Source organism: Candidatus Acidiferrales bacterium, assembly GCA_036514995.1.
Lineage (GTDB): Bacteria > Acidobacteriota > Terriglobia > Acidiferrales > DATBWB01 > DATBWB01.
The window spans coordinates 1-4,952 of sequence record DATBWB010000202.1 but is presented as its reverse complement, the minus strand read 5'-3'; the positions used below and the strand labels follow the sequence as shown (position 1 = coordinate 4,952).

Sequence of the window (4,952 nt, the reverse complement as noted above, 5' to 3'; positions counted from 1 at the left end):
CGAAGAGATCCGGGTGGACCGCTATAAGCTGGACGTGACCGTCCCGCCGAACGTGGTGATCACAGGCAAAGCCCGCGTTCAATTCAAGGCGATGCAGCCGGGCGGGCGCGTCTTGCTCTTTTCTCTGGTCCCGTGGTTGCGTGTTTCGGAGGTTCTGGACGAAGACGACAACAAGCTGGCTTTCTTCCAGCCACGAGAACCCAAAGAGGGTGAAGCTTTCTTTGGCGCCTATCTCGCCGTGGTGCTTCCGAAACCGCTCGAACCGGACACGCTTCGCTATCTCCGCTTCACCTATGGCGGTAAGCGCGTAGTGCGCAAGGTGGGCACGGGGAACTTCTTTTGCCAGAGCTACGGTTGGTATCCGACTGTCGGCTACCCGGGCGCTCACCGGTACAACTATGATTTCACGCTTCGCGTCCCCAAAAAGTACATCGCCGTCGCCACCGGAACGAAAACAGGCGAGAGCGTCGAGGGAGACTACCTCGTGACACAATGGAAGAGCGAGGAAGCCATGCCCGAGGTGGGCTTTGCCTTCGGCGATTACAAGGTCACTACGGAGAAGATCGGCGAGGTGAGCCTGGAAGTCTATGCCAATAAATCGGCCGATGACACTCTAGCGCAGATCGAGACGTTTGCTCGAACCGAGAGAACCGGGACGGTCGGCCTCGAAAGTCTCCAGCCGGCTCGCCTTTCCAAGACCGTCGCCGCCGAAGTAGGTAATTCGCTCAAGCTCATGCAGGCGTTCTTCGGGCCGTATACCTACAACAAGTTAGCCGTTTCCAACATCCCGTATAGCTACGGACAGGGCTGGCCCTCGCTTCTCTACCTGACCTCCCTCTCCTTTCTCGACTCCACGCAACGCCATCAGCTCGGCATCCGCGACCAGGTCGGGATTTCCGATCATTTCCGCGCTCACGAGACTTCTCATCAGTGGTGGGGCAACATGGTGGGCTGGAAGACTTATCACGATCAGTGGCTGAGCGAGGGCTTTGCCGAGTATTCGGGAACGATTTACGTTCTCTATCGGCGCGATGTGAAGGAGTATCTGAACCGGCTTCAACAGCTTCGAGATAACCTGACGGTCAAGACGCGCATGTCAGGAGAGATGGTGGACAGCATGGGGCCGATCTGGTTGGGCCGCCGGGTGCTCTCCTCCAAAACCATTGAAGGCGGCAACTATTATCAGGATTTGATTTACGGCAAGGGAGCTTACGTCCTTCACATGCTGCGGATGATGATGTTCGACCAGCAAGCCCAGGACCCCGATGCCCGTTTCAAAGCGATGATGCAGGACTTTACCCAAAGCTTTCATGGCCGGGCGGCATCCACCGCCGACTTCCAGGGCATCGTGGAGAAACATATGACCCCGGTCATGAACATGGCCGGGAACGGCAAGATGGATTGGTTCTTCGACCAGTGGGTTTACGGAACCGGAATACCTCGCTACAAGCTGACCTATCAAATCACCGATGCCGGCCCGGGGCGCTGGAAACTCTCCGGCAGTGTGGTTCAATCCGAGGTGCCAGAGAACTTCCGGATGCCTTTCGGCATTTACGCGACAGTGAGCGGAAAAAAGGGTCGCCTCGGCTTCATCCAAGTGGTGGGAAAGCAAACGCCCTTCGACGTGACACTTCCATTTCGCCCCGAGAAGATTTCCATCAACGATTTCTACGACGTCCTGGCCCGAGACTGAAGCCTCGGGTGCACCTTTTGGGGCCAGCCAACGAACATTGGGACATGGTTCTCCACGCTGTCGCCCGATCGCTTTCTTGACTTTCCTTGTGCCATACCGGAGAATGTTTTTTCTTTTGCGAGGCAAGCGTTTGCAATCGGGCCCGCCGCGGCGGGCCGCCCAGGGTGAAGATTGTTTCAACCGATTACGGACATCCGCGAGCTCAAACGCAAAGCCAACGCCATTCGCCAGGACATCATCCGCATGCTCGGTGCTGCCGGCTCCGGGCATCCTGGCGGGTCACTGTCAGCCACCGACATTGTGACGGCGCTCTTTTTCAACGTGCTGCGCCATGACCCCGAACGGCCCGATTGGCGGGAGCGCGACCGCTTTATCCTGGCCAAGGGCCACGCCGCCCCGGTCCTCTACTCGGCCTATATGGAGTCCGGCTACGTCTCCCGCGACCTCCTCCTGACGTTGCGCAAGCTCGGCAGCCCGTTTCAAGGCCATCCCGACAAGCGATTCCTTCCCATCCTTGAAGCCTCTACCGGCTCGCTTGGCCAGGGCCTTTCGATCGCCATTGGCGAGGCGCTTGCCTGCCGGCTGGATCATCTGCCGAGCCACGTCTTTGTGATGATTGGCGACGGCGAGATGCAAGAGGGGCAAGTCTGGGAAGCTGCCTTTTTCTGCAATTTTCACAAGGTGGACAACCTGACCTGCATCCTGGACTACAACCGCATTCAGCTCGACGGCTGGGTGAAAGAAATCATGGAAATTGCACCCGTCCCGGAAAAGTGGCGCAGCTTTGGTTGGCACATCATCGAGATTGACGGCCACGATATGGAGCAGGTACTCCGCGCCCTCAAGGAAGCCAGGGAAATTTACGGCAAGCCCAAGATGATCGTCGCCCACACGGTGAAAGGCAAGGGAGTCAGCTTCATGGAAAACGTTCCGAAGTGGCACGGGGTGGCGCCGAACGCGGAGGAGACGGCCAGGGCGCTGGCTGAACTGGAGGCGCAGGCAGCGGCGCTATGAGCGACTCGACGGTGAAAACCAAACTGGAATTCAAGATGGGAATGGCCACGCGGGAGGCCTTTGGCCGCGCCCTTGCCGAACTGGGCAAAGAGAACCAGGATATTGTTGTCCTCGACGCGGACCTGAGTAAATCCACTTACACGAATCTTTTTGCCAAGGAGTTTCCGGAGCGCTTTTTTAGCTGCGGCATCTCGGAGGCGAATATGGTCGGGATTGCCGCCGGCCTGGCCGCCAGCGGAAAGATCCCGTTCGTCTCCAGTTTTGCCTGCTTTCTCATCTGCAAGGGCTTTGATCAGTTTCGCATGTCGGTCGCCTATCCCGGCTTTAACGTGAAGGCGGTAGCCACGCACTCCGGGATTTCCATCGGCGAGGATGGACCGTCTCAACAGGGGATTGAGGATATCGCTCTGGTCTGCGCCCTGCCGGGGTTTATAGTGAGTGTACCGGCCGATGAGATTGCTACCCGCGCGCTGGTTCGCCGTGCCGTTGAACACAGAGGCCCCGTTTATGTCCGTACCGGGCGGCCCAAAGTGCCCATCCTTTACTCGAGCGATGAGGAGTTTCAGTTTGGCGTGGCCAAGAAGCTGGCTGACGGGAGTGACGCGGCGGTGCTGGCTTGTGGACTTGAAGTGGTGGAGGCGGTCAAGGCGGCGGAGATTTGCCAGGCCGAGGGCATCCGCGTGCGCGTGCTTGACGTCCATACCGTCAAGCCGCTCGATGAGGAGGCCGTCGTGGCTGCTGCCCGGGAGTGCGGCACCATCGTCACCGCCGAAGAGCATCTGCTCGACGGCGGCTTCGGCAGCCGCGTGGCGGCCTTGTTAGGGGAGCGTTGCCCCACTCCGCTCGAGCGCGTCGGCATTCGCGACACCTACGCCGAATCGGCCACTCCAGCCGAGCTCATGGACAAGTACGGCCTCACCGCCCCTCACATCGTCGCCGCCATCCGGCGCGCCCTCAAGAAAAAGCAGATCCCCCGGCCACGGTCGCTTTAGCAAAAAACTTCTACGACAGCTAGCAGATTCTCTTGAGTACATCACGCGGGACGACATCGCCGCCCTCACCCGCGAGGCCGCCGAGATCAGCGGTATTGAGTACGTAATGGATCTGGACAAGGCACAGGTCGAAGAAATCTTCAGCGCCCGGTGTTCCTAGGCTGTGAGTGCTGGCGTTCAGCCGGAGTGGAACAGCTAAGCCAAGCCGAGCCTTCGGCAATAATCTCTTTGCCAGCCCGCTTATCTTGGCAGTGGGTCAGTGCCGAAGTTGGCGTGCACGAGCATCCACTTTCCGCCTTGTTTCACGTACACGCGGGTTGACTTTGCCCGCGCGGGCTCAACCTTGCCGTCTTTGTCTTTTCCGACACCGGCGAAGTTGTAGCTGAGGATGGCCACGTCTCCATACACTTGTACCTTCGGGTTGGCCATCTCCGCCGCCACTAAATTGCCACTACCACCTGCATTGGCTTCGGCGAGCCGCAAAGCAATTGGCTTGCCTTCCAGCCGCGTGGAATAGTCTCCGTTGAACTCGGTATAATCGTCGGCCACGTTCTTCATCGCTTCGGCGGTATTCTTCTGCATCTCGGCCGCCCACTGCGCTTTTGTCACTGCGATCACTTCATCGGCCACCGACGGGGGTGTTGATTGTGCGACCCCCACCAAGGCCAGAATCGCAACGCACACAACCACGGGGAAAATGCGACGCATGATTCATCCTCCTGTTGTGAAACCCCAGCATGTCCCGGCTCTGACTCGAGGACCATGCACCGGGGCTCACTGAGAAGCTAGGTTGACTTGGGAACACCAAAAGCGCCGGGATGCTATACCGGCAGGCCTGACTCCGTCAAGCGACGTGAGAAATCAGCCTCCCGCTTTTCTGATGTTATGAGGCAGGCGCCTCCTCGGGCAAACGTTGGTACGCTTGCCCGGACTGTTCGACTTGGGTCGAAAGGAGGCGCCCATGCCAGTTTATCTCGGAGTCGATTTTCATGCGCGCACGCAGACGGTTTGCTGGTGTAGCACGGAGGACGGCGTGATCCGCCAGCGCACTCTCGATCACGGGCGGGACGACGTGCCTGCTTTCTACGCACAGTTCGCCGCTCCGGCCATCGTCGGGCTGGAGTCGTCGGGCTACGCCCTGTGGTTTCATCGCTTGCTCGCCGAACAGGGCCATCACGTCCTGGTCGGCGATGCCGCTGCCATCCGCAAGTTCGCCAAGCGCCGGCAGAAGAACGACCGGCGCGATGCCGAGC

Annotated in this window: 5 protein-coding genes; 4 read left to right on the top strand and 1 reads right to left on the bottom strand. The window is 59.2% G+C overall.

What is annotated here, in order from left to right; all coding sequences use genetic code 11:
• The 3 genes from VIH17_13190 to VIH17_13180 all read left to right on the top strand — a co-directional run.
• The coding region (locus VIH17_13190; GenBank protein HEY4684186.1) for a M1 family aminopeptidase at positions 1-1,693 on the top strand (1,693 nt) is incomplete at its 5' end.
• A 171-nt stretch (positions 1,694-1,864) separates the two neighbouring features.
• Entirely contained in the window at positions 1,865-2,707 is an 843-nt protein-coding gene (locus VIH17_13185) for a transketolase (GenBank protein ID HEY4684185.1), read from the top strand.
• Positions 2,704-3,699 (top strand): transketolase family protein, encoded by a 996-nt coding sequence (locus VIH17_13180; protein ID HEY4684184.1) that lies wholly within the window; start codon positions 2,704-2,706, stop codon positions 3,697-3,699. The genes VIH17_13185 and VIH17_13180 overlap by 4 nt, the downstream gene beginning before the upstream one ends.
• Before the next feature lie 240 nt (positions 3,700-3,939).
• Here the strand turns inward: VIH17_13180 and VIH17_13175 are convergent, their stop codons facing one another.
• Entirely contained in the window at positions 3,940-4,407 is a 468-nt protein-coding gene (locus VIH17_13175; protein ID HEY4684183.1) for a DUF4440 domain-containing protein, read from the bottom strand.
• Between the two features lie 253 nt (positions 4,408-4,660).
• Here VIH17_13175 and VIH17_13170 point away from each other — a divergent pair.
• A partial coding sequence (locus VIH17_13170; GenBank protein HEY4684182.1) for a transposase occupies positions 4,661-4,952 on the top strand: 292 nt, incomplete at its 3' end.

Bases quoted from the DNA above. Each gene is read 5' to 3' on its own strand.
- VIH17_13180 (HEY4684184.1), top strand. From the start codon at position 2,704: ATGAGCGACTCGACGGTGAAAACCAAACTGGAATTCAAGATGGGAATG.
- VIH17_13175 (HEY4684183.1), bottom strand. From the start codon at position 4,407: ATGCGTCGCATTTTCCCCGTGGTTGTGTGCGTTGCGATTCTGGCCTTG.